The 23,624-nt window shown below is 70.4% G+C and carries 23 protein-coding genes; 16 read left to right on the top strand and 7 right to left on the bottom strand.

Features of this window, described 5'->3' with window-relative positions:
- Window positions 1–88: 88 nt before the first annotated feature.
- Window positions 89–1,828, bottom strand: coding sequence for a DUF1015 family protein (locus ACIBX3_RS27480; RefSeq protein ID WP_397121742.1), 1,740 nt, complete (start codon window positions 1,826–1,828; stop codon window positions 89–91).
- A 120-nt stretch (window positions 1,829–1,948) separates the two neighbouring features.
- Between ACIBX3_RS27480 and ACIBX3_RS27475 the strand changes: the two genes are divergently transcribed.
- Window positions 1,949–2,371 (top strand): tetratricopeptide repeat protein, encoded by a 423-nt coding sequence (locus ACIBX3_RS27475; protein ID WP_397121740.1) that lies wholly within the window; start codon window positions 1,949–1,951, stop codon window positions 2,369–2,371.
- Between the two features lie 10 nt (window positions 2,372–2,381).
- On the opposite strand, the gene ACIBX3_RS27470 is transcribed toward ACIBX3_RS27475, so the two are convergent.
- The gene (locus tag ACIBX3_RS27470; protein ID WP_397121738.1) at window positions 2,382–2,822 is read right to left on the bottom strand and encodes a TipAS antibiotic-recognition domain-containing protein; all 441 of its coding nucleotides are present in this window, start codon (window positions 2,820–2,822) and stop codon (window positions 2,382–2,384) included.
- Window positions 2,823–2,900: 78 nt separating this feature from the next.
- On the opposite strand from ACIBX3_RS27470, the gene ACIBX3_RS27465 reads away from it, so the two are divergent.
- On the top strand, window positions 2,901–3,872 hold the full coding sequence (locus ACIBX3_RS27465) for an HAD-IIA family hydrolase (RefSeq protein WP_397121736.1): 972 nt from the start codon (window positions 2,901–2,903) through the stop codon (window positions 3,870–3,872).
- On the opposite strand, the gene ACIBX3_RS27460 is transcribed toward ACIBX3_RS27465, so the two are convergent.
- From ACIBX3_RS27460 to ACIBX3_RS27450, 3 genes are all read right to left on the bottom strand, one after another.
- Window positions 3,873–4,646, bottom strand: a complete 774-nt coding sequence (locus ACIBX3_RS27460) for an ABC transporter permease (RefSeq protein WP_397121774.1) — start codon at window positions 4,644–4,646, stop codon at window positions 3,873–3,875.
- The gene (locus ACIBX3_RS27455) at window positions 4,646–5,398 is read right to left on the bottom strand and encodes an ABC transporter ATP-binding protein (RefSeq protein WP_397121734.1); all 753 of its coding nucleotides are present in this window, start codon (window positions 5,396–5,398) and stop codon (window positions 4,646–4,648) included. Before ACIBX3_RS27455 ends, ACIBX3_RS27460 begins: the two co-directional genes overlap by 1 nt.
- 73 nt (window positions 5,399–5,471) lie before the next feature.
- Complete coding sequence (locus tag ACIBX3_RS27450) at window positions 5,472–5,819, bottom strand: SCP2 sterol-binding domain-containing protein (RefSeq protein ID WP_397121732.1); 348 nt, start codon at window positions 5,817–5,819, stop codon at window positions 5,472–5,474.
- A 127-nt stretch (window positions 5,820–5,946) separates the two neighbouring features.
- Here ACIBX3_RS27450 and ACIBX3_RS27445 point away from each other — a divergent pair, with 127 nt between their 5' ends.
- The 13 genes from ACIBX3_RS27445 to ACIBX3_RS27385 all read left to right on the top strand — a co-directional run bounded on the left by ACIBX3_RS27445 (window position 5,947) and on the right by ACIBX3_RS27385 (window position 18,857).
- Window positions 5,947–6,123, top strand: coding sequence for a hypothetical protein (locus ACIBX3_RS27445; RefSeq protein WP_397121730.1), 177 nt, complete (start codon window positions 5,947–5,949; stop codon window positions 6,121–6,123).
- Window positions 6,120–6,932, top strand: coding sequence for a TlyA family RNA methyltransferase (locus ACIBX3_RS27440; RefSeq protein ID WP_397121728.1), 813 nt, complete (start codon window positions 6,120–6,122; stop codon window positions 6,930–6,932). Before ACIBX3_RS27445 ends, ACIBX3_RS27440 begins: the two co-directional genes overlap by 4 nt.
- A 70-nt stretch (window positions 6,933–7,002) precedes the next feature.
- A complete protein-coding gene (locus ACIBX3_RS27435; protein WP_397121726.1) occupies window positions 7,003–7,902 on the top strand; it encodes an NAD kinase in 900 nt (299 codons plus the stop codon).
- 143 nt (window positions 7,903–8,045) lie between these two features.
- Window positions 8,046–9,755 (top strand): DNA repair protein RecN, encoded by a 1,710-nt coding sequence (recN, locus tag ACIBX3_RS27430; RefSeq protein ID WP_397121724.1) that lies wholly within the window; start codon window positions 8,046–8,048, stop codon window positions 9,753–9,755.
- A gap of 73 nt (window positions 9,756–9,828) precedes the next feature.
- The gene (gene steA / locus ACIBX3_RS27425) at window positions 9,829–11,025 is read left to right on the top strand and encodes a putative cytokinetic ring protein SteA (protein WP_397121722.1); all 1,197 of its coding nucleotides are present in this window, start codon (window positions 9,829–9,831) and stop codon (window positions 11,023–11,025) included.
- Window positions 11,022–12,005, top strand: a complete 984-nt coding sequence (locus tag ACIBX3_RS27420; protein ID WP_397121720.1) for a copper transporter — start codon at window positions 11,022–11,024, stop codon at window positions 12,003–12,005. Before steA ends, ACIBX3_RS27420 begins: the two co-directional genes overlap by 4 nt.
- A gap of 1 nt (window position 12,006) precedes the next feature.
- A complete protein-coding gene (locus ACIBX3_RS27415) occupies window positions 12,007–12,870 on the top strand; it encodes a hypothetical protein (protein WP_397121718.1) in 864 nt (287 codons plus the stop codon).
- Between the two features lie 216 nt (window positions 12,871–13,086).
- The gene (gene murJ, locus ACIBX3_RS27410; protein WP_397121716.1) at window positions 13,087–14,700 is read left to right on the top strand and encodes a murein biosynthesis integral membrane protein MurJ; all 1,614 of its coding nucleotides are present in this window, start codon (window positions 13,087–13,089) and stop codon (window positions 14,698–14,700) included.
- Between the two features lie 30 nt (window positions 14,701–14,730).
- Entirely contained in the window at window positions 14,731–15,813 is a 1,083-nt protein-coding gene (locus ACIBX3_RS27405) for a glycosyltransferase family 4 protein (protein ID WP_397121714.1), read from the top strand.
- A gap of 183 nt (window positions 15,814–15,996) precedes the next feature.
- Window positions 15,997–16,980, top strand: coding sequence for a TerC family protein (locus ACIBX3_RS27400; protein WP_397121712.1), 984 nt, complete (start codon window positions 15,997–15,999; stop codon window positions 16,978–16,980).
- Window positions 16,981–17,089: 109 nt separating this feature from the next.
- Complete coding sequence (locus ACIBX3_RS27395) at window positions 17,090–17,731, top strand: phosphatidylserine decarboxylase (RefSeq protein ID WP_397121710.1); 642 nt, start codon at window positions 17,090–17,092, stop codon at window positions 17,729–17,731.
- Window positions 17,718–18,542: a CDP-diacylglycerol--serine O-phosphatidyltransferase gene (gene pssA, locus ACIBX3_RS27390; protein ID WP_397121708.1), complete on the top strand. Its 825-nt coding sequence runs from the start codon at window positions 17,718–17,720 to the stop codon at window positions 18,540–18,542. Before ACIBX3_RS27395 ends, pssA begins: the two co-directional genes overlap by 14 nt.
- A 39-nt stretch (window positions 18,543–18,581) precedes the next feature.
- The gene (locus ACIBX3_RS27385; protein WP_397121706.1) at window positions 18,582–18,857 is read left to right on the top strand and encodes a hypothetical protein; all 276 of its coding nucleotides are present in this window, start codon (window positions 18,582–18,584) and stop codon (window positions 18,855–18,857) included.
- 197 nt (window positions 18,858–19,054) lie between these two features.
- Here ACIBX3_RS27385 and ACIBX3_RS27380 read toward each other — a convergent pair whose 3' ends face one another.
- Window positions 19,055–19,711 (bottom strand): MBL fold metallo-hydrolase, encoded by a 657-nt coding sequence (locus ACIBX3_RS27380; RefSeq protein ID WP_397121704.1) that lies wholly within the window; start codon window positions 19,709–19,711, stop codon window positions 19,055–19,057.
- Window positions 19,708–20,565, bottom strand: a complete 858-nt coding sequence (locus ACIBX3_RS27375; RefSeq protein ID WP_397121702.1) for a maleylpyruvate isomerase family mycothiol-dependent enzyme — start codon at window positions 20,563–20,565, stop codon at window positions 19,708–19,710. The genes ACIBX3_RS27380 and ACIBX3_RS27375 overlap by 4 nt, the downstream gene beginning before the upstream one ends.
- A gap of 217 nt (window positions 20,566–20,782) precedes the next feature.
- Between ACIBX3_RS27375 and uvrA the strand changes: the two genes are divergently transcribed.
- Window positions 20,783–23,623 carry an excinuclease ABC subunit UvrA gene (gene uvrA, locus ACIBX3_RS27370; protein ID WP_397121700.1) on the top strand — a complete coding sequence of 947 codons (2,841 nt, stop codon included), beginning with the start codon at window positions 20,783–20,785 and terminating at the stop codon, window positions 23,621–23,623.
- Window position 23,624 lies beyond the last annotated feature (1 nt).

Raw genomic sequence — 23,624 nt, 5'->3', positions numbered from 1 at the left:
AACCGGCGCCAAGCACACACGACGTCACAGACGGTCACCGATCCCCATTTTCACGCCGGAACCGGCGCCCCACACGGGTTTCCCCGACTCAGTCGATCGCGAACGTGCGCAGGACGAGGCCGGTTCGGGGCTTGGGGCCGAAGGAGGTGGATTTGCGGGGGACGCGTTCGCCGCCCGCGGCGACGGCCAGCACGTCCTCGGTCGCGAGCGGCCGGAGGATCACGGCGGTGCCGCCCGTGCGAGTGGCAAGCCGTACCGCCGCCGCCGTGTCGTGGTGGACGATCCGTACGGCCTGATCGTCATCGCGCATGCCCCACACCCTGGGCAGGATGAACTCCGTGAGGATGGAGGTGTTGAGGGAGTTCCAGCGGTCGGAGTGGTCGGCCGGCATGGCGTGGGCGAGCTCTACCGGATCGGGATCCGTGAGGAGGTGGGCGCCCTTCTCGTCGGCCAGCAGAAAGGCCGGCTCAGTGGCGTTCTCGAGTGCGGCCAGGCCCTTGGACAGGTCGTCGTAGTCCTGGACCCGCCACGACTTTCTGGCCTTGGCGGTCGCCTCGGCCAGAGGGAGGCCGGGGATCACACGGTGAATGGCCTTGAGGTCGGGCGGGTACGCCGTGGAATCCACGAGCAGGGCCAGGCCGAAGTCCCATGGGGCGACCAGGGCTCCGGCGGTCGCCGGAGTGGGGTGACCCTCTCTGGACGGTCCGTGGGTGACGCGTTCTTGACGTTGGAGGACGCGGTAGGTCGCGTATCTGTGATGGCCGTCGGCGATCAGCGCCTGCCGATCGTGGAGGTCGGCGTTGATGGCGGCGATCTCCGACTCCTCTGTGATCGCCCACAGGCGGTGTGTGAGGCCGTCCTCCGTGTGGGCGGACATGAGAGGCCGGCGCTTCGTGGCCACTTCGTCCACCAGACGGGTGGCCGTGCCGTCGGTGCCGTCGTAGAGGAGGAAGATCGGTTCGAGGTTGGCCTGGGTGGTGCTCATAAGTGCGAGGCGGTCGGCGATCGGACCCGGCATGACGTCCTCGTGGGGCAGGATGATGTGCTGCCCCGGATCGGCCAGGCCCACGTCGCCGATCAAGCCGCGCTGCATGGTGTCGGGGCCGCTCTGCTCGTAGACGTAGAGCGCCGGCACCTCGTCCGGCACCAGGATGCCCGCGTCCAGCCAGGCCCGCAGCGTGTCCCGGGCTTCGGTGTAGCGGACCTCGAGCGGGACTGATGAGCGCTCGGTGTTCGCGGCGCCAAGGCCCGCCGCCTTGGAGCCGGTTGACCCCGGGCCCGCCGGTTCCGAGCCGGTCGTGCGTGGGGCCGCCTGTCCTGGGGCGGGCGCTGCCTGGTCGGCTGCTGCCGAGTCGATTCTTTCCAGGTCGGCCGACTCCAGCGCGGTCCCTTCAGGATGGGCTGGCGACGCGTTCGTCTGCCCGGGGTGAGCTGGTGTCGCCGAGCCGGTCGGGCCCAGGCCGGGTCGTGCCGGGTGGGGCGGTCGCAGGCGGGGGTCACTCGTGTCGGCCCGGCTCAGGTGGGGTTGTTCGGAAGCCGCCGGTTGCCGGCTCGCCGGTTCCGTGTTCCCGGGACTCAGAGAGGCGGTGGGGAGCGGCTGGTTCGAGGGGGGTGACGGCTTGACGGAGGAGTTGCCGCGGGGGGAGCAGGGAAGGATGAGGCGGACGACGTTGTTCGGGTGGCGTCGCAGGAGGGCGTCCACGTCCGCGTCAGAGATCAGGTCGTAGGGTGGGGAGGTCACCTTGGCGGGATCTTCGACAGCGAAACGCACGCCTCGGAAGGGCCGTAGCACCAGTCCATCGGGCACCGGCAGTTCAGGAGTCCCCATACCGGGCATGCTCCCACAAATGCTTGCGCCTTCCGGGAGTCACCCCTTGGTTGCCAGCCGTGCCCGTTCCGCAGCCAGGCAGGGCGGGTCTGTCGTCCAGCGATGAAGGGAGTCCTACCCATGGCTCAGGACGAAAACGTCAATGATGAGAACTCGGGCACTCCCCGGGGCACTGTTTACGATTGGTACCAGCGAGGGGTCAAGCTGCTCCAAGAGGGAAGTCCGGCCGCCGCGGCCGCTTTGCTGGAGCGCGCCGCCGCGGCCGAGCCCGAATCGCGCAGCATCCTCGAGGCGCTGGCCAGGGCCCAGTTCAATTCACGGCAGTACGCCGAGGCGGCGGCCAGTTTCCGGCAGATCGTGGACGCCAATCCGGCTGAGGACTATGCCTATTTCGGGCTCGGGTTGTCCTTGTGGCGGACCGGGGATGTGGAAGGGGCGCAGGAACCACTGGCCATTGCGGTGGCCATGCGCCCCGATGAGCGACATTACGTGTCGGCGTTGAAGAGCGTCCGCGCCACATTGCGGGCTCGTCGCGAAATGTAGAAGGTTCTCCTCACCCTTGAGCGTCGTGGCGGTTGGCGTTGGCGTTGATGGCCGCCTGGTAGTACGCGGCCAGCCCGGGGGCCGTGCGGTCGATCGAGGCCGTGAAGCGGGCGTCGGTGACGTAGAGGTCGCCGAGGCCTCGGTGGATCTCGTACGTGCACTCATAGCACCAGCGCGTGATGTGGGCGCGGTGCTCCTCCGCGAGATCCATGGCCAGGCCGCCGTCCGCCGGAGCGCCCGAGCGCATCGCCTCCGCCATCCGGCCGGAGATCTCGGCCGCCTCCGCCATGAACCGCTTCCAGTCCTCCTTCGTGTACGCCGCCGTCCGGCGCTGCGTCTCGGTCCAGGCCGCCGAGCCGCCCCAGCGCCGCTCCGCCTCGGCCGCGTAATCGCCGGGATCGAAATCACCGAACAGCTCAGAGCGTTCCTCGGGAGTGAGCTTCGTGGACATGGTCATCCCTTCTGTAGGTCGGTACGAGGGCGACGCTAAAGTCTCACGCGGCGTGAGAGTCAAACGGGAAGAGGCGCTGTGCTGATCGACGGGTACGACACGTTGCTGCTCGACCTCGATGGCGTGGTCTATTTGGGCGCCCACGCGGTCCCCGGGGCCCCGGCCGCGCTGGAGCAGGCGCGAGGGAGGGGCGTGCGGCTGGCCTACGTCACGAACAACGCCTCACGCACGCCTGCCGCCATCGCCGCCCACCTGCGCGAGCTCGGCGCGCCGGCGACGGCCGCGGACGTGGTGACGTCGGCGCAGGCCGCCGCGCGGCTGATCGCCGAACGGGTGCCGCCCGGCTCGAACGTGCTCGTCGTCGGCGGGTCCGGGCTGCGGATGGCCGTACGGGATCGAGGGCTGCGGCCGGTTTCGACCGCCCTGGAGTCCCCGGTCGCGGTGGTGCAGGGAATCGCGCCCGGGCTCGCGTACGGGCTGCTGTCCGAGGGGGCGCTGGCGGTGCGGCAGGGGGCGTGGTTCGTGGCGTCCAACGGCGACAGCACGATGCCCACGGGGCGCGGGGAGCTGCCGGGCAACGGGGCGATGGTGCGGGTCATCGCCGCGGCCACCGGGGTGGAGCCGGTGTACGCGGGCAAGCCGGACCCGCCGCTGCACCGGGAGTCGATGATCCGCACGGGCGCCCGGCGGCCGCTGGTCGTGGGAGACCGGCTGGACACCGACATCGAGGGCGCCTCCAACGCCGGGGTCGACAGCCTGCTGGTGCTCACGGGGGTGGCCACCGCCGTCGACGTGCTGACGGCCGAGCCGCGGCACCGGCCCACGTACGTCGCCGAGGACCTGGGCGCGCTGCAGCTGCCCTATCCCGAGGTGCGCGACGGGGTCTGCGGGGGGTGGCGGGCTCGCTGGCAGGACGGCGTGCTGGACCTGGAGGGCGACGGGAGCAGGATCGACGGGCTGCGGGCGGCCTGTGACGCCGCCTGGGCGGTGGCCGGGGAGGGGAGGGCCGAGGAGGACGCGGTCAAGCCCGTCGTGGACCGCGTCGGGTAGTCACGCGATCCGTTCGCCGGTCTGCCTGGCGAACTGCCACGCGCCCACGGCCAGCAGCAGGGCCGACGCGACCACCAGCGCGCCGAGCGACAGCGCCACCCCGCCGCTCCATCCTTCCAGCACCAGCAGCCGCATCGCCTCGATGGCGTACGTGAGCGGGTTGGCCCGCGCCACCGCCTCCATCCACCCCGGCATGGCCGTCAGCGGCACGAAAGCGCTGCTCATGAACAGCAGCGGCAACGACGCGAACCCCGTGATCGCGAAGAACGTCCCGTGCGAGGGCACTGCGCACGCCAGCGCCATCGCCGCGGCCGTGAGCGCCAGAGTCAGCAGCGCCGTCGCCACCAGGATCGCCGGCACGCCCAGCGGGCCCGACGCGGGGCGCACCCCCAGGACGAGCGCGACCAGGAGGATCATCCCTACCTGGGCGGAGTTCATCCCCACCTGGAACACGAACCGCGACACGATCAGCGAGCTGCGCCTGATCGGCATGCTGAGCAGCTTGTCGAGGTAGCCGGTCTCCTTGTCGAACAGCAGCGGCATCGCCGCCGTCACCCCGTTGCCGACCACCGTGAAGGCGATGATGCCCGGCACCGCAAACGCGATGTAGTCCCCCGTGCCGACCACCCGGGGATCCACCGCGCCGCCCAGCGCCCCGGCGAAGAACACCAGCCACACCGCCGGCTGCAGCACGCTGAAGAGCAGGTTCAGGCGCTCCCGCAGCGCCATGAGCAGCCACCGCCTGGACAGGGCCAGCACCTCCTGCGACCACATCACCGCAGGTCCTCCCGCAGCGCGTGGCCGGTGTGCCGGAGGAACACCTCGTCGAGCGAGGGCGCCCCGAGCGCCTCCTTCAGCCCGGCAGGCGTGCCGCGGACCACCTCGCGGCCGTGGTCGATGATCGTCAGACGGTCACAGAGGCGGTCCGCCTCGTCCATGTAGTTGGTCGCCAGCAACACGGTCGTCCCCTGATCGCAGAGCGCGCGGATGTGGTCCCAAAGGTGATGGCGCGACTGGACGTCCAGGCCGAGCGTCGGCTCGTCGAGTATCAGCAGCTCGGGCCGGTGCAGCAGCCCGCAGGCCAGGTCAAGGCGCTTCTGCATGCCGCCGGAGTAGTCCTGGACGAGCCGGTCGGCGTGCTCCGACAGCCCCACCAGGTCGAGGATCTCGGCGACCCTGTCCTTCACCTGCCGTCGAGGCACGTGGTAGAGCGACGCCTCGATCTCGGCCTTCTCCCTGCCGGTCAGCATGTAGTAGCCCATGGGGGAGACCTGCTGCATCACGTAGCCGATGCGCCTGCGTACCTCTCCAGCCGCCCGCACCACGTCGAACCCGCACACCCGAGCGGCGCCCCCGCTCGGCGGGAGCAGCGTGGCCAGCATCCTGATCGTGGTCGTCTTTCCCGCGCCGTTCGGGCCGAGGAGGCCGGCGATCTCGCCGGGCGCGATCGCCAGGGTCAGGCCGTCGACGGCGAGGTGGCCGCCGAAGGAGCGGCTCAGCCGCTCGGCTTCGATGATCAGACCCATTTAGTTCGCCCATCGTCTAATAGTTAACGGCTCCATTAAATAACTGGGCGGCGGGGCCGGTCAACGGGCCTGTCTAGATCAGCCTCCGCAGGCGAAGCAGGTCGCCGAAGCTCGCGTCGATCTTCACCCGGCCCCCGAGCAGCGCACGCGCGAGGTCCAGCTCCCCGTCGACCAGCGCGACCAGGTCGTCGCTCACGATCGTGAGCTTGACGTCGGCGGACTTGCCGTCCGGCGGCGGCTCCTGCGTGAACGGCTCGAGCCCCCCGTGGTGCAGCCGGCCGTAGAAGACCACGTCGAGGTCGGACACCCGGCAGCTGACCGTACGTTCGACCACGTGCTTGGCGCGGTCCTCCTCGTCGATGTCGTCGAACTGGGCGACGAGCTTGGCCAGTGCCGCCCGGCACTCCTCGACGCTTGCCATGATGAGCATCCTTTCTTTTCCTTTGCGGACCGTAGCGTTCCACATCACTAGCACCCGTGTATGACCTTCAACGCCTGACACGCCTGCCAAGGTCCCGGCCGCTCGCGGGAGGCGTTACGGTCGAGTCATGAGTGTGCTGCCGGAGGAGACCGGAGACGAGCGGGCCGACGCCATCGTGGCCGGCCTCGGCCGCCTGGGCGAGCTGCCCGTCGGTGCGCACGTGCCGGTCTTCGAGGAGGCGTTTACCGAGCTGGAGGCTACCTTGGCGGCGGCCGTGGACGACCTCGCTCAGGGAGACCGGTGAGCCGGAGGATACGTCTCGACAGTGAGCTGGTGCGGCGTGGCCTGGCCAGGTCGCGCGAGCAGGCGGCCCAGCTCATCGACGCCGGCCGGGTCACCGTCGGCGGGCAGACCGCCCGCAAGCCCGCCACCCAGGTCGAGACCGCCTCGGCCATCGTCGTGGCCGCCTCGGACGACGGCCCCGACTACGTTTCACGCGGGGCGCACAAGCTGATCGGCGCGCTGGACACGTTCCGGAGCCTGACCGTCGAGGGCCGCCGGTGCCTCGACGCGGGCGCCTCCACGGGCGGGTTCACCGACGTGCTGCTGCGCCGCGGCGCAGCTCACGTGCTCGCCGTCGACGTCGGCTACGGCCAGCTGGCCTGGTCCCTGCGGACCGACGAGCGGGTGACGGTGATGGAGCGGGTCAACGTCCGCGAGCTGACCCCCGACATGGTGGGCGAGCCGCCCACGCTGATCGTGGGCGACCTGTCGTTCATCTCGCTGCGGCTGGTGCTGCCCGCCCTGGCCGCCGTGGCCGCGCCCCGGGCCGACTTCGTGCTGCTGGTCAAACCGCAGTTCGAGGTGGGCAAGGACCTCGTCGGGGCGGGCGGCGTCGTACGCGATCCCGAGCTGCGCAGGGGGTCCGTGCGGGACGCCGCCGCGAGGGCGCGGGAGGCAGGGCTGATCGTGCGCGGGGTGACGGCCAGCCCGCTCCCCGGACCGTCCGGAAACGTGGAATATCTGCTGTGGCTGGGCAAGGGAGAGGGCGAGCCGCCGGTCGCCGACCTCGAAGCCGAGATCCAGCGTGCCGTCGCGGAGGGGCCGCAATGAACCGGACCGTGCTGGTCGCCGTAGACACTGGGCGTGGCGCCGTCGCCGAGAGCGCCGCGGAAGGGTCGTAATGAACCGGACCGTGCTGGTCGCCGTACACACCGGGCGGGGCGCCGCCGTCGAGAGCGCTCGCCTGGTCATCAACCGGCTGGTCGACGCCGGCATCACCGTCAGGGTGCTCGAATCCGAAGCCGGAGACCTGGGCTGCCGCGGGGCCGTGGCGGTGCCCGGCGACCCGAGCGCCGCCAAGGACGCCGAGGTCATGATGGTGCTCGGCGGCGACGGCTCGCTGCTGCGCGCCGCCGAGCTCGCCAAGCCCGCCGGCACGCCGCTGCTGGGCGTCAACCTCGGGCATGTCGGCTTCCTGGCCGAGGCCGAGGTGGCCGACCTGGCCGCGGCCGTCGACAACGTCGTGGCGGGCCGCTACGACGTCGAGGAGCGCATGACGATCGACGTTCTCGCCCGGCTGAACGGCCGGGTGCTGGCCGACACGTGGGCGCTCAACGAGGTCACCGTCGAGAAGCAGGAGCGCATGCTCGAGGTGGTCGCCGAGATCGACGGCCGGCCGCTGTCGCGGTGGGGCTGCGACGGCGTGATCTGCGCCACGCCGACGGGCTCGACGGCCTATGCCTTCTCGGCCGGAGGGCCGGTCGTGTGGCCGGAGGTGGAGGCGCTGCTCATGGTGCCGATCAGCGCCCACGCGCTGTTCGCCAAGCCGCTGGTGGTCTCGCCCCGCTCCACGCTGGCCGTCGAGATCCTGCCCGACACACCGGGCGGCGTCCTGTGGTGTGACGGGAGGCGCCACTTCGAGCTGCCGTCGGGCTCGCGGGTGGAGGTCCGCAGGGGCGCCGAGCCCGTACGCCTGGCGCGGATGCACGGGGTCGAGAACACCGGAGCGCCGTTCACCGACCGGCTGGTCGCCAAGTTCGAGCTTCCTGTTCAGGGCTGGCGCGGAAGGGTGCGACCCTGAGTGAATGGGACGCAGAGCGCGTAGGATCACGTGGCGGTGGTGGGTCGCCTCCAGCGGCCCGCCGCAGGCGGCGGCGTTCGCCCCCGCGGGTGTTCGGAGACGATCCGTGTGACCATCAGACACGGCAGTGACGGGAGTGGGCAGTGCGACCAAGGGTCGAGGAGGTCCGCATCCAAGGGCTCGGCGTCATCGACGAGGCCGTCCTAGAGCTTTCGCCGGGATTCAACGTGGTCACCGGCGAGACGGGCGCCGGCAAGACGATGGTCGTCACCGGGCTCGGGCTGCTGTTCGGCGGCCGGGCCGACCCCTCCCGCATCCGCCCGGGCGCCGACCGGGCGACCGTGGAGGGCACGCTGGTCATCGAGGCGGGCGGCCGCGTCGCCCAGCAGGTCGAGGACATCGGCGGCGAGGTCGAGGACGGCGAGCTGATCATCTCCCGTGCGGTGTCGGCCGAGGGCAGGTCCAGGGCTTGGCTCGGCGGGCGCACGGTGCCCGTCGGCACGCTCACGTACCTGGCCGACGACCTGGTGGCCGTGCACGGTCAGATGGACCAGCAGCGGCTGCTCCAGCCCGCCAGGCAGCGGGCGGCTCTCGACCGCTACGCCGGCGAGGAGCTCGTCAAGCCGCTGCGGGCCTACGTGCAGGCGTACAAACGACACAAGCAGATCGCCGCGCAGCTGGAGGAGCTGACCACCAGGGCCAGGGAGCGGGAGCAGGAGGCCGACATGCTCCGCTTCGGCCTGCGGGAGATCGAGAAGGTCGACCCCAAGCCGGGCGAGGACGGCGACCTGCGCGGCGAGGAGGAGCGGCTCTCGCACGCCGACGCCCTGCGCAGCGCCGCGACCACCGCGCACACGGCGCTGCTCGGCGACCCCATGGAGGCCGCCGGCAGCCCCCACGACGTGATCTCGCTGCTCGGCGAGGCCCGCGCCGCCGTGGAGGCGGTGCGCGACTTCGACACGCAGCTCGCCGTCGTGGCCGACCGGCTGGCCGAGGCGGGATACCTGATCTCCGACGTGGCCACCGACCTGGCGGCGTACGCGGAGTCGATCGAGGCCGATCCCGCGCGGCTGGCGGCCGTGCAGGAGCGCCGGTCGGTGCTGTCCGGGCTGATCCGCAAATACGGCGAGGACAGCGCGGGCGTCCTGGCGTGGGCGCAGCGCGCCGCCGCCCGGCTGTCCGAGCTCGAGGGCGACGACGAGCGCATCGACCAGCTGACCGGCGAGTACGACGAGCTGACCGACAAGCTCACCGACCTGGCCGCCGAGCTGACCAGGGTGCGCCAGGTCGCCGCCGAGCGGTTCGGCCAGGCCGTGACCGAGGAGCTGACCGCGCTGGCCATGCCCCATGCCAGGGTCGTCGTCCAGCTGAGCCAGAGCGCGGACTTCGGCCCCGAGGGCGTCGACGAGGTGGAGCTGCGGATGGCCGCCCATCCCGCCGCGCCGCCGCTGCCGCTCAACAAGGGCGCCTCCGGCGGCGAGCTGAGCCGGGTGATGCTCGCGATCGAGGTGGTCTTCGCCGGCGCGGATCCCGTGCCGACATTCGTGTTCGACGAGGTCGACGCGGGCGTCGGCGGCAAGGCAGCGGTCGAGATCGGGCGCCGGCTGGCCAGGCTCGCCCGCACCGCCCAGGTGATCGTCGTCACCCACTTGCCGCAGGTGGCCGCGTTCGCCGACCAGCACCTGGTGGTCGAGAAGGCGAGTGACGGCAGCGTTGTGCGCAGTGGTGTCACCGCCCTCGACCACGAGGGCCGGGTACGCGAGCTGTCCCGCATGCTGGCCGGGCTGGAGGACTCCGAGCTGGGCCGTGCGCATGCCGAGGAACTGCTGGGGCTTGCCGCGGCAGACAGGTGATTCCGAGTGACATAGCGGACACGCCGCGTAGTGCGTGGCCCCTGCGCTGTTTCGCTCTGGCAGGATGGTCTTGATGAAGGTTCCGGGGAGCAAAATGCCGGGCCTCCGCGGGAGGAAGGTCGGTGACCTTCCCGGCATATCGGCAGTGGCGAGAATCGACCGGCGTACCAAGAGGCTCACCAAGCGCCTCCAGTCCGGGGAAATTGCGATTATCGACCATGTCGACGTTGACCGGGTCAGCGCGGAGGCACTCGTCGCGTGCGGTGCGGCCGCCGTGATCAACGTCGCGGCCGGCATCAGCGGCCGCTATCCCAACCTGGGGCCGCAGATCCTGCTCGAGGCCGGCGTGCCGTTCGTGGACAACGCCAACCCCGAGCTGTTCGAGCGGATCAAGGACGGCGATGCCATCCGGCTCTGCGACGGGGTCGTCTACCTCGACGAGGACGTGGTCGGCAAGGGCGACCAGCAGACCGCGGAGGCCGTGGAGGCCGCCATGGCCGAGGCCCGCGCGGGGCTGGCCGTGCAGATCGAGGCCTTCGCCGTCAACACCATGGAATACGTCCGCGGCGAGGGCAAACTCCTCATCGACGGAGTCGGCGTACCCGAGATCCGCACGCCCATGGAGGGCAGGCACGCCCTCATCGTGGTACGCGGATACCACTACAAAGAAGACATCGCCACGCTCCGCCCCTACATCCGGGAATACCGGCCCGTCCTCGTCGGCGTCGACGGCGGGGCCGACGCCCTGCTGGAGGCCGGCTACCAGCCCGACGTGATCGTGGGCGACTTCGACTCGGTCTCCACCAAGGCGCTGACCTGCGGCGCCGAGCTCGTCGTGCACGCCTACCGCGACGGCCGGGCTCCTGGCCTGGAGCGCGTGCACCAGCTCGGCCGCGAAGCGGTGATCTTCCCCGCGACCGGCACAAGCGAGGACATCGCGATGATCCTGGCCGACGACAAGGGCGCCGAGCTGATCGTGGCCGTCGGCACCCACGGCACGCTGGAGGAGTTCCTCGACAAGGGACGCTCCGGCATGGCCAGCACCTTCCTCACCCGGCTGATCATCGGCAGCAAGCTCATCGACGCCAAGGGCGTGAGCAGGCTCTACCGCAGCCGCATCTCCACCTCCCAGCTGCTCCTGCTCGTGATCACCGCGATGATCACGATGGGGGTGGCGCTCGCCCTGTCGCCGCTCGGCAAGACCTGGCTGAACGGTCTGCAAGACGTCTGGAACGCATTCATCTTCTGGCTGGTCGGACTTTTCTCGTGATCGATTTCCGCTATCACCTCGTCTCCATCGTCGCGATCTTCCTGGCGCTGGCGGTGGGGATCGTGCTGGGCACCACGCTGCTCCAGGATCCGGCGCTCGATCTGGCCAAGAGGACCAGCGATGAGCTCAAAAGCGCCAATGACGGCCTGCGGGCCGACCTTGACACCCTGCGCGGCAGGGAGTCCGGCAACGACGCGTTCATCATCGCCCAGACGCCGGAGCTGGTGGCCGGAGACCTGACCGGGCAGAAGGTGCTGTTCATCGAGTCGCCCGGCTCCAGCGCCTCCGTGCGCGAGGCCACCCAGCAGGTGATCGAGCAGGCGGGCGCCGATGTCACGGGGCGGCTGATACTGACGGAGAAGTTCCTCGACCCCACGGGCACCGGCGTCATCGACGGCCTGGTCAACCAGCTCAAACCGGCCAACATGATGTTCGCGCCCACCAGCACCAGCTGGGACCGCGCCGCCACGCTGCTCGCCTCCGCCCTCGTCACCGGTGACCCGGCCCAGGCGAGCACCCCCAACACCACCACGCTCAACATGATCGACACGTTCGAGACGGGCGGGCTGCTCACCACCGAGGACGATCCCGACAAGGAACGGGCCACGCTCGCCGTGATGTTCGCGCCGGAGAAGCCGTACGAGGGCGATAACGCCGAGACGCTGGCCGGAGCGCTGGTCTCGGTCGCCAACGCCTTCGACGCGGGCGGCAAGGGCGCCGTGCTCGCCGGGGCGCCCGTCACCGCCGCCGTCCCCGGTGACCCGATCGGCGCCGTACGCGACGACGGCGAGATCTCCAAGCGCGTCACCACCGTCGACAGCGCCGATATGCCCATGGGCCGCGTCACGATCATCTCCTCTCTCCGGGAACAGCTGGCCGGGCGCGCCGGCCAGTACGGCATCGGCAAGGGAGCCTCGGCGCCCCAGCCCGCGGCGACGTCCCCCAGCCCGACCCCCACCACCACACAGACCGGGAGTTGAAGTGTTCGACAGCCGCGCCCGTGGCCTGCTCTACGCCCTCGCCGGCGCCGCGATCGGCGCCGCGGCCGCCCGCGCCGCCTACGCGGCGTTCACCCGCAACCGGCCGGCCGACCTGAGCGGCCGCTGGACGCGCAAGAACCACCGGGGCGAGCCCATCACCCTGCTCGAAGGGCCCGCGTTCGTGGCCGGCTCCGGCGCGGCCGCCGCGCTGACGCCCGGCCTCCCCGGCCGCCTGCGCGCGGCCGCCCTCGTCGCGGGCGTCGGCAGCGGCGCCCTCGGCGCCTACGACGACCTGTACGGCACCACGTCCTCCAAGGGCTTCAAGGGTCACCTGACCGCGCTCGCCCGCGGCGAGGTCACCAGCGGCGCCGTGAAGATCCTCGGCATCGGCGCCACCGGACTCGGTGCCGCCGCCCTCGTCTCGAAGGGTCCCGTCGACACGCTGGTCAACGGCGCGACCATCGCCGGCGCCGCGAACCTCGCCAACCTCTTCGACCTGCGCCCCGGCCGCGCGATCAAGGTGGGGCTGCTGGCCGGCGCGCCGCTGCTGGCCGCCTCGCTCTTCCGCGGCTCGCCCGCCGCCGCGGCACTGGCCGCCGTGCCGCTCGGGGCCGCCGCCGCGCTGCTGCCCGAGGACCTCGGCGAGCGCGCCATGCTCGGCGACGCGGGCGCCAACTCCCTGGGCGCGCTGCTCGGGCTGGCCGCGGTCACCAAGCTGGGCAGGCCCGGCCGGTACGCCGTGCTGGGCACCGTCGCGGTGCTGACCGCCGCCTCGGAGAAGATCAGCTTCACCAAGGTCATCGCCGGGAACCCCGTGCTCAACCGCCTCGACATGCTCGGCCGCCGTCCCGTCGACCCCACGTGAACGAGCGTTGCGACGGAACGATCAGGCACAGCACCTTGGTCGCGCGGGCGACGTAGGAGGCCACGTGAACGAGCGTAGCGAGGGAACGATCAGACGCAGCACCTTGGTCGCGGGGCCGACGTAGGAGGCCACGTGACCCGGGGACGCGATTGTCGGTGCGGCCTGCCAGGATGATGTCCGCGTGATCGGGCGCTGGGCGCGGACCGAGGAGGCCGGGTGGGAGTCGTGACGGCGCGGGGCGTCGCCGGTGGAGCCCTGCTCATCGGGGCGATCACCGTGCTCGCGCGCGTCGCCGGCTTCGCCAAGCAGTACGCCTTCGCGCAGACGGTCGGCACCAACTGCCTGGCCACCGCCTACATGACCGCCAACCAGATCCCCAACATCGTGTTCGAGGTGGTCATCGGCGGGGCGCTGGCCGGGATGGTCGTTCCGGTGCTGGCCGGGCGGGGACCGGATAATGATGATCACGACGACGCGGTGAGCCGGATCGGCTCGGCGCTGCTGACGTGGGTGGTCGTGATCCTGGTCCCGCTCGGCGTGCTCGCCGCGCTGTTCGCCGGGCCGATCGTGGGGCTGTTCTTCGGCGCCGCGCTCGACGGGTGCGAGGACGTCGGCGCGGTGACCGCGGTCGCCGCCCGCATGCTGGTCGTCTTCGCCCCCCAGATCCCCCTGTACGGCGTCGCCGTGGTGCTCTACGGCGTGCTCCAGGCGCACAGGCGCTTCGCCGGGCCCGCGGTCGCGCCCCTGGTGTCCAGCATCGTGGTGATCGTGGCGTACCTGCTGTTCGTGCCGCTCAGTGACGGGAAGATCGACCCCGCCGCGGTGCCCGGGCCGGCCGAGCTGGCGTTGTCCGTGGGCACCAGCCTGGGGGTGCTGTCGCTGGTGCTGACCGTGCTCGGGCCTACGGCCCGGCTGGGGCTGCGGTGGCGGCCGTCCCTGCGGTTCCCCGACGGGGTGGCCGCTCAGGTGCGCAGGCTCGCCCTGGCGGGCATCGCCGCGCTGCTCGCCCAGCAGGCGGCGATGATCGTGGTGCTGGTGCTGTCCAACAACGCGATCGGCGGCGCGGCCATCGCCGTCTACAACTACGCGTGGGCGATCTACCTGGTGCCGTACGCCGTGCTGGCCGTGCCCATCGCCACCAGCGCGTTCCCCCGGCTGTCCGCGCAGGCTGGGGACACGGCCGCGTTCGCCGCGCTGGCGGCGCGCACCACGCGGGCCGTGGTGCTGGTGTCCGGGTTGGCCGCCGGGGTGCTGGCGGCGGCCTCGGGGCCGGGTGCGGTGGTGTTCCTGGGGCTCAAGAGTGACATCCCGGCGCCGGAGCTGGCTCGGGCGGTCGCGCTGTTCGCGCCCGGGCTGATCGGCTACGGGCTCATCGTGCACCTGAGCAGGGTGCTCTACGCCGCCGGGCGCGGCCGGGCGGCCGCCACCGGGACCGTCGCCGGGTGGGTGGTCGTGATGGTCGCGCAGACCGTCTTCGCCTTGGTGCTGCCCGAGGGGTGGAAGATCGGCGGGATGGCGCTGGGGATGAGCGTGGGCATGAGCGCGGGCGGCGCGCTGCTGCTCGCCTCCGTGGTGCGGGCCGGTGGGCGCGGGGCCGTGGCCGGATTGTGGCGGGCCCTGGGCGCGGCGACCGGCGGAGGGCTGGTGGCCTACCTGGCAGGGGGTGCCGTGGTGGGATGGCTGGGAGCGCAAGGGGTGTGGCCGAATGTCTGGGCCGCCGTGCTGGCCGCCGTCACGGCGCTGGGAGTCGGGACGGTGGTCGTGGCCGTGGCGGATGGGGCGGACGCCCGCGCGGTGGCGGGGCTGCTCAGGCGAGGCGGGGCGGGCTGAGAAGCCGGCTTGGTGCGGAAGGAGCGGGTTGTGCGGGTGGCGTTCGTGCTGGGCACCACGTCCGGCGGCACCGGGCGGCACGTCCGGATGCTCACCGAAGGGCTGGTGCGGCGGGGACACCAGGTGCTGGTCCTGGGGCCGCGCAGCGTCGAGGAGCAGTTCTCGTACGCCGGGGCGGGGGCCGGGTTCGTGGAGGTGGCCGTCTCTGACCGGCCGCATCCCCGCAACGACCTGCGTGCGGTGCTCGCGATCAGTCGGCTCACGCGGGACGCCGACGTCGTGCACGCCCACGGGCTGCGGGCGGGGGCATTGGCCGCGCTCGGGCGGCGCCGGGGCTTGCTGGCCGTCACCCTGCACAACGCCCTGACGGCGAGCGGGTTCGTCGGGTTCGTCTACGGGGCGCTCGAACGGATCGTCGCCCGGCGGGTAGATCGGGTGCTGGTGGTGTCGCCCGACCTCGGTGAACGCATGACCCGGCTCGGAGCACGGGACGTACGCGCCGCCGTGGTGCCCGCGCCGCCGCTGCGGCCGGCCAAGCGCACTCCCCAGGAGGTGCGGGACGAGCTGAGGGCCGGGGAGCGGCCGATCCTGCTCACGATCGCCCGCCTCGCCCAGCAGAAAGGGCTCGAAACGCTCCTCGACGTCGCCGCCGGGCCATGGGAGGACATGGCAGCCAGGCCGCTGTTCGTGGTCGCGGGGGAGGGGCCCCGGCGGGCGGAGCTGGAGCGGAGGATCCAGGGCGAGGGGCTGCCCGTGACGCTGGCGGGGAATCGGGACGACATCCCGGACCTCCTCGGGGCCGCCACCGCCGTGTTCACCGCCACCCGGTGGGAGGGGCAGCCGCTCAGCATCAGGGAGGCGCTCATGGCCGGGAAGCCGGTGATTGCCACATCGGTGGGGGGAATTCCAGAAATTGTGGGAGACGCCGGAATCCTCGTTCCCTACGGGGACGTCCGAGGGCTGCGCACGGCCGTGCGGACACTGCTGACGGAGCCCGGAGCTGCGGAAACGCTCGCTGCGGCCGCGTCGCGGCGCGGGCGGGAGATGCCCGATGGCGACGCCGCCGTGGAGAGTGTGCTGCGGGTGTACGACCGGGAAGATCCAACGGGATGATTAGGTGGGGATAAAGCGTTCTCGTATACTGCCTGGGTTAGGGAGGGGAGTATCCCTTCGCGACAGCCTCGTCATCACGGTGCAGCCCCGCTCCACGGGGCCCCCGGGGCTGCCGGTCCGCAGTTCGAAGCGGGCGGGAGAGACCTCCGGCACTGAGTCCTGTCTGCCGGAGGGTTTAGAGACGTGATCGTACCCATGTGGGCCTGGATCGCCGTGATCGGCGGTCTTCTTGTTGTCCTCGCCATCGATTTGTGGATTGTCGACCGCGGAGAAGCACGCGAGTTCTCCATGCGGCAGGCCGGTTACTGGGTGACGTTCTACGTCGTCCTCGCCGTCGCGTTCGGCGTGCTCATGTGGGCCACGGCCGGGGCGGACACGGCAGGTGAGTTCTTCGCGGGCTACATCACTGAATACAGCCTGAGCGTCGACAATCTCTTCGTTTTCTTCATCATCATGAGCAGGTTCGCCGTGCCGCGGGCCTACCAGCACAAGGTGCTGCTCGTGGGCATCCTGCTCGCGCTGGTCATGCGCGGAATCTTCATCGCGCTCGGCGCCGCGGCCCTCGAGCGGTTCAGCTGGCTGTTCTACGTGTTCGGCGCCTTCCTCGTCTACACCGCGATCAACATCGTGCGCCACCACCTCAAGGGCGAGGAAGAAGAGGTCAACGAGAACTTCCTGCTCCGGTGGGTGCGCAGGACGCTGCCCTCCACCGAGGGGTACGTCGGCTCCAAGGTCACCGTCAAGATCGACGGCAGGCGCCTGGTCACCCCGATGCTCATCGTGATGATCGCCATCGGCACCACCGACCTGCTGTTCGCCCTCGACTCGATCCCCGCCATCTTCGGGCTCACCAAGGACCCCTTCATCGTCTTCACGGCCAACGCGTTCGCCCTGATGGGACTGCGTCAGCTGTACTTCCTCCTGGGCGGCCTGCTGCAGCGGCTGGTCTACATCAGCTACGGTTTGGCGTTCATACTCGGGTTCATCGGGGTTAAGCTGGTATTGGAGGCGTTGCACGCCAGCCATGTCTCCTGGGCGCCCGAAATTCCCATCTGGGTCTCGCTCTCGATCATCGGCGCAACCATGGTCATCACCACCGTGGCCAGCCTGGTCAAGGCTCGCATCGATATGCGCAAGGGCGAGGAACCGCACCCTGAGCAGGTCTAGCGAAAAGGGCTTCGAGGCGCTTTGCTTGTGTAGTTGTGCCGTGTAATAGTTGCTGGTTCTGTAACATCACGGCAAAGCGCCCAGTCCAGTCACCACTCAAAGGTTGTACGTGTCAGACGATTCTGCTAAGTCGAGCCGCGTCAGGCTCGCACGCGGGGTCTCCCCGTGGCTCTTCCCGACGGCGGCCGCTGCGGCCGCCACTGCGCTGCTGACGCGCCAGGACCGGCGATGGGCGCTCGCGGCGGTGCCGCTGAGCGCGCTCACCGGGGGCATGCTCTGGTTCTTCCGCGACCCCGACCGCACGCCGGGGGAGGGACGCATCCTGTCGCCCGCCGACGGCGTGGTTCAGAGCATCGACCCGTGGCCAGACGGCCGCACCAGGGTCGCGATCTTCATGAGCCCGCTGAACGTCCACGTCAACCGGGCCCCCCTTGCGGGAAATGTCACCTCCGTGCAGCATGTGGCAGGTGGGTTCCTGCCGGCGTTCAACAAGGACAGCGACCAGAACGAGCGCGTGGTGTGGCATTTCGAGACCGCGCTGGGCGACATCGAGATGGTGCAGATCGCGGGTGCGGTGGCGCGCAGGATCGTGCCGTACCTGACCGCGGGCGCGAAGGTCGAGCAGACCGAGCGGATCGGGCTCATCCGGTTCGGTTCGCGGGTCGACATCTACCTTCCCGAAGGGATATCTCCCGCGGTGTCCGTGGGCGAGAAGATGGTTGCGGGGGTGACCAGAATTGACCGCGGCTGACGCCGGCAGTTGGCAGGCGGAAGAGGAAGAGCCTCGAGGTCCCGTCGGCAAGGCGTTCCGCCTTTCGGCCGCGGACTCGCTCTCGCTGGGCAACGCGGTCTGCGGGTTCCTCGCGGTGTGCGTCCTCGCGTACTCCGCCATCCAGCAACTCCAGGTCGCGGGCGGCCGGTTCACGCCGGATCCGAGCTACTTCGCCACCGCCATCGTGCTGCTGCTCATCGGGGCGACGTGCGACCTGTTCGACGGCCTCGTCGCGCGGCGCTTCCGCGCCTCGGCGATGGGGGCCGAGCTCGACAACCTGGCCGATGTCATCAGCTTCGGGTTCGCGCCCGCGTTCATGGTCGTGATCTGGGGCGGGTTCACCGACCAGGTGCCGTTCACCGCCGTGCTCGTGGCGGCGGCGTCCGTGCTGGTCGCCGGGGTCGTCCGGCTGGCCAGGTTCGCCTGCGTCAAGACCAAGAGCGGCGATTTCATGGGCCTGCCCATCCCGATGGGCGCCATGACCGTGATCTCCATCGTGCTGCTGTTCCAGCCCAGCATCTGGGCGCTGCTCGCGGTGCTCGGCGTGGCGTGGCTGATGGTCAGCCGCATCGAATACCCGAAGCCGAAGGGACAGCTCCTGGCGGGGGTCCTCGGGTGGATCATGGTGAATGTGGCGTTCCTCACTGTCTGGGTGGCCTGGCCCGAGGGCGGTGACCTGCCGATCAAGATCGGCGCCACCATGCAGGTCGCGCTCGTGGCGGCGATTCCGCTGCGGATGTTGTTCTACAAGCGGGAGCAGCGCAAGGAAGCCGAGCGCATCAAGTACTGACGGCGGGATTTTTCGCCTTACTTCGGCTTTGATAGAGCCATGTCGGCCACGCCGCGCGAGCACACGCGCACGTACTATCTCGGCAAACTGGCCACGGAGCTGGAGCAGCGCGGGCTGACGGCGACGCTTCGGGCGTACCCGCCCGCGCTGCGGATCAACGACCCCGACACCGTCATGCTGGTCGAGACGGTCGACTGCGTGCCACTTTCCGAAGGATGGTTCTATCGGTGGTCGTGGGGCGAGCTCGTCGGTCTCGCCGACGATCCCGCCCTCGCGGCCGAACGCATCGTCCGGGTCCTCGCCGCCCGCCAATGACCCTTGTCGCCGGGGCGCGTACTCCGAGGCCGGCGGAAGCGGCACCTGGGGGTCCCGGTTCTGGGGCCGCTCTGCGGCGGCACCGCAGGCGCCGGTTCGGGCGTGACGGCGCGTCGAGTGACGCGCAGGCACGGGCACGAGAGCGCGCGCCGGCAAAAAGGCGCTGGGCCCGGTCGCGGCTCGGTGAGGTGCGGCCGTTACCAGCCCCGGGCCTTCCACTCCGGCAGGGAGGGGCGTTCGGCGCCGAGCGTGGTGTCCTTGCCGTGGCCCGGATAGACCCAGGTCTCGTCGGGGAGGCGGTTGAAGACGCGTTCGACCACGTCGTTGTAGAGCTGGTCGAAGCGCTCCGGGTCCTTCCAGGTGTTGCCGACGCCGCCGGGGAACAGGGAGTCACCCGTGAACAGGTGCGCGCCGGCCTCGCCGCCGTCGTACAGGAGCGCGATCGAGCCCGGCGTGTGGCCGCGCAGGTGGATGACCTCCAGGGTGATCGCGCCGACGGCGATCGTGTCGCCGTGCTCGACCGTGCGGTCCACCGGCAGCGGGAGGGCGGGCGCGTCCAGCGGGTGGGCGATCAGCTGGGCGCCCGTGACCTTGGTCATCTGCTCAAGCGCCTGCCAGTGGTCGCCGTGCTGGTGTGTGGTGACGATCGAGCCGATCGGCTGGCCGGACATCAGTGCGAGCAGGCGGTCGGCGTCGGCTGCCGCGTCGATGAGCAGGCCCTCGCCGGTCTCCGTGCAGCGCAGCAGATAGGCGTTGTTGTCATACGGGCCGACGGCGAGCTTGCAGATCGTCAGCGCGGGCAGCTCGCGCACGTCGGCGGGACCGCCGACCTGGACGTCACCTGTGTAGGTCATGGATAGCCCTCCGGGGGCGTCGCGGGCAGATCAGCGGGGGCCGTCATCGTCAGCCACGGCGGAGGCTCAGGAAGGCCCGTCCCCCCGGGGCCTGGCTTGACCGACTGCCCCACGGGCACCAGGGTAACGCCCCAGCCGTCCGACCGGCCGGTCAGCCAGGCCAGCATGTCGCGCGGCGTTCCCCGGACGACGGGCCCGCTGCCGAGTCCCCGCCATCGGGCGGTGGCCTCGGCCGCGTTGCCGGCGGATGGACGGGGTTTATCGTGGTCGGCGGGCGTCGAGGCCTGGTGAAGGGGATCGACGAGGTGGATCTCGCTCACGGTGCTCTGCTCGCGCGGCCAGGCGGCCAGGCAGTCGTGCAGTTCGCGGTGGACGAACGCTTCCGGCCAGTCGTGCGGGCCGTAGCCGGCGTCGAGGTCCACGTGGTGGAAGCCGATCTCGCGGAGGCGGCGTACGAGGACGTACCAGGCGGGGTGGGGCGGCGGGCGCATGCCCTCGACCTGGGCGGACCATGCCTGCTCGGGGAGGTCGCGGACGGCGGCGGCGAGGCGGGCGGCGCCGTCTTCGAGGTCGGCCAGGTGGCGGGCGGCCGGTTGGGCGGCCTTGGCCTCGATCGCGGCGGTCCTGGCTTGGAGGGATGCGTACTGGGGGTTTTTGACGCCGGTGCGTGCCCAGGTGAGAAGGTTGAGGTGGGAGTCGGCGTTCTTGACGACGTGGGCGAGCACGTGGCCTCTGGTCCAGCCGGGCAGGAGGGACGGGGCGGTGATGTCGGCGTCGGAGAGGGACGCGGCCGTGGCCAGCAGCTGGTCGGTGGACGAGGCGAGTTCGGCCTGCAGCGCGGGTAGGACGGTCATGTCTTGATATTTCACCACTTAAGGCGTCTCGAGCGATGGCGGGCATAAAACCCCAGGTCAGATCGTTAATAGCGGAAGGCCTCCTGCCGAGGTGGTGGATGGCCGTAACCTGTGAGGGACGGATTTTCGGGGACCGAGAAGCGGGCCGCCGAAATTGTCGGAGTCCCCGTCTACCATCCCCCGTGGACCTATCCGCCTTTCGACTTCCGGGATCGCCGTGGCAGACCGCCTGATCGTGCGTGGTGCACGAGAACACAACCTCAAGGACGTCTCGCTCGACCTGCCGCGAGACGCGCTGATCGTCTTCACCGGCCTGTCCGGCTCGGGCAAGTCGAGCCTGGCCTTCGACACGATCTTCGCTGAGGGGCAGCGGCGCTATGTCGAGTCTTTGTCGGCCTACGCCCGCCAGTTCCTCGGCCAGATGGACAAGCCCGACGTCGACTTCATCGAGGGCCTGTCGCCGGCGGTGTCGATCGACCAGAAGGCCACCAGCAAAAACCCCCGCTCGACCGTCGGCACGATCACCGAGGTCTACGACTATCTGAGGCTGCTGTGGGCCAGGATCGGCAAGCCGCACTGCCCGGTGTGCGCGCGCCCGATCGCCAGGCAGATGCCGGAGCAGATCGTCGACCGGGTGATGGACCTGGAGGAGGGCACCAGGTTCCAGGTGCTCGCCCCGGTCGTGCGCGGGCGCAAGGGCGAGTACGCAGAGTTGTTCCGCGAGCTGCAGACCAAGGGCTTCGCCCGGGCCAGGGTGGACGGCACGGTGGTGCGGCTGGAGGAGCCGCCGACGCTGAAGAAGTACGAGAAGCACGACATCGAGGTCATCGTCGACCGCCTGTCGGTCAAGGAGTCGGCGAGGCGCAGGCTCACCGACTCGGTGGAGACGGCGTTGCTGCTGTCCGGCGGCACGATCACGCTCGAGTTCGTCGACCTGCCCGAGGATGACCCGGGCCGCGAGCGTTTCTACTCCGAGCACCTCTACTGCCCTTATGACGACTTGTCGTTCGAAGAGCTGGAGCCGCGCTCGTTCTCGTTCAACTCGCCGTTCGGCGCCTGTCCCGAGTGCACGGGTCTGGGCACGAAGATGGAGGTGGACCCCGATCTGGTGGTGCCCGACCCGGAGCGGACTCTCCGCGAAGGCGCGCTCCACCCGTGGTCGGGCGGTCACACCAGCGAATACTTCGTCAGGCTGATCGAGGCGCTGGGCCAGACGGTCGGGTTCACGCTGGACACGGCGTGGGAGAAGCTGCCGAAGAAGGCGCAGAAAGCCCTGCTGTACGGCTACGACGAGCAGGTGCACGTCCGCTACAGCAACCGCTACGGCCGGCAGCGCTCCTACTACACCACCTACGACGGCGTCATCACATGGGTGCAGCGCAGGCACGCCGAGGCGGAGAGCGACTCGAGCCGCGAGCGGTTCGAGGGCTACATGCGCGAGATCCCGTGCCCGGCCTGCAAGGGCGCCAGGCTCAAGCCGGTGACGCTGGCGGTGACGGTCGCCGACAAGTCGATCGCCGAGGTCGCGGCCATGTCGATCGGCGAGTGCGCGAAGTTCCTGGCCAACCTCAAGCTGTCCGACCGGGACATGCACATCGCCGAGCGGGTGGTCAAGGAGATCAACGCCCGCCTGGGCTTCCTGCTCGACGTCGGCCTCGACTACCTGACCATGGACCGGGCAGCCGCCACCCTCGCGGGCGGCGAGGCGCAGCGCATCAGGCTGGCCACGCAGATCGGCTCCGGCCTGGTCGGCGTCCTGTACGTCCTCGACGAGCCGTCCATCGGCCTGCACCAGCGCGACAACATGCGGCTGCTCGACACACTGATCAGGCTGCGCGACATGGGTAACACCCTGATCGTGGTCGAGCACGACGAGGACACGATCGCGGCCGCCGACTGGGTGGTCGACATCGGTCCCGGCGCCGGCGAGCACGGCGGGCAGGTCGTCGTGTCCGGCACGGTCCAGGAGCTCCTCGCCAGCGAGTCGTCCCTGACCGGGCAATACCTGTCAGGGCGCAGGAGCATCCCCATTCCCGCCATCCGCCGCCCGCGCAACAAGAAGCGGCAGATCACGGTCAAGGGGGCGCGCGAGCACAACCTCCAAGGCGTGGACATCGAGTTCCCGCTGGGCGTCTTCACGGCCGTGACCGGCGTGTCGGGATCGGGGAAGTCGACGCTGGTCAACGACATCCTCTACAACGCGCTGGCCAAGGAGCTCAACGGGGCGCGCACGGTGCCGGGGCGGCACTCGCGGATCAACGGCATGGACCTCGTGGACAAGGTCGTGCACGTCGACCAGTCGCCGATCGGGCGCACGCCGCGCTCCAACCCGGCCACGTACACCGGTGTCTTCGACCACGTCCGCAAGCTGTTCGCGGCCACGACGGAGGCGAAGGTCCGCGGCTACCAGCCCGGTCGCTTCAGCTTCAACGTCAAGGGCGGCCGCTGCGAGGCGTGCGCGGGCGACGGCACCATCAAGATCGAGATGAACTTCCTGCCGGACGTCTACGTCCCCTGCGAGGTCTGCCACGGCGCCCGCTACAACCGGGAGACGCTGGAGGTCCACTACAAGGGCAAGACGATCGCCGAGGTCCTCGACATGCCGATCGAGGAGGCCCTGGGCTTCTTCGAGGCGATCCCCGCGATCAAGCGTCATCTGCAGACGCTCAACGACGTGGGGCTGGGCTACGTACGACTCGGGCAGCCGGCCACCACGCTGTCCGGCGGCGAGGCGCAGCGCGTCAAGCTCGCCTCGGAGCTGCAGCGGCGGCAGACCGGCCGGACGATCTACGTGCTCGACGAGCCGACCACCGGTCTGCACTTCGAGGACATCCGCAGGCTCCTCGGCGTGCTCGGGCGGCTGGTCGACGGCGGCAACACGGTGATCGTCATCGAGCACAACCTCGACGTGATCAAGACGGCCGACTGGATCATCGACATGGGGCCCGAGGGCGGCTCGAGAGGCGGGACCCTGGTGGCCAGCGGCACGCCCGAGGACGTCGCGCTGGTGGAGGACAGCCACACGGGGCGGTTCCTGCGCAAGATCCTGTCCGTCTGAG

The sequence above is a fragment of the Nonomuraea sp. NPDC049480 genome (assembly GCF_044465905.1).
Classification (GTDB): Bacteria; Actinomycetota; Actinomycetes; order Streptosporangiales; family Streptosporangiaceae; genus Nonomuraea.
Note: the sequence above shows the minus strand (reverse complement) of the source record. Positions and strands in the feature narration are given on the sequence as shown.